A 513-nucleotide genomic window follows, 5' to 3' on the forward strand; every position below is an offset into this window, starting at 1 on the left:
CGCGTGCACATGGCCGCGCTGGGCGCCCCGATCGTCGGCGACGACCTGTACCCGACGCTGCGCCCGGCGGGCGAGGGCACAGCCGAGCCACCGCTGCAGCTGCTGGCCCAGGCGCTGGCCTTCATCGACCCGCTGACCGGCGAGCCGCGTCATTTCAGCAGCGCCCGGCAGCTGGACGCCGGGTGGGGTGCGGTGGATGCCGACGGCTGACAGGACCCGGGCACTGCCGGCCGCGGGCGGCTCCCCGCGATAAACCCCGGTAGTGCCGGCCGCTGGCCGGCTCCCCGTAATGCTGGGATTTCATGGGAGCCGGCCAGCGGCCGGCACTACCAGGGACGTTCGGATTTCATGGGGAGCCGGCCAGCGGCCGGCACTACCAGGGACGTTCGGATTTCATGGGAGCCGGCCAGCGGCCGGCACTACCGGGGACGTTCGGATTTCATGGGAGCCGGCCAGCGGCCGGCACTACCGGGGACGTTCGGATTTCATGGGGAGCCGGCCAGCGGCCGGCAC

At 72.9% G+C, this 513-nt stretch carries 1 pseudogene; it reads left to right on the top strand.

From position 1 onward, the window contains the following. Nucleotides 1-210, top strand: a pseudogene (locus DBR34_RS14895) (pseudouridine synthase); the annotation flags it as partial. Between the last annotated feature and the right edge of the window lie 303 nt (nucleotides 211-513).

This window comes from Stenotrophomonas sp. HMWF003 (assembly GCF_003061285.1).
GTDB lineage: Bacteria > Pseudomonadota > Gammaproteobacteria > Xanthomonadales > Xanthomonadaceae > Stenotrophomonas > Stenotrophomonas maltophilia_AP.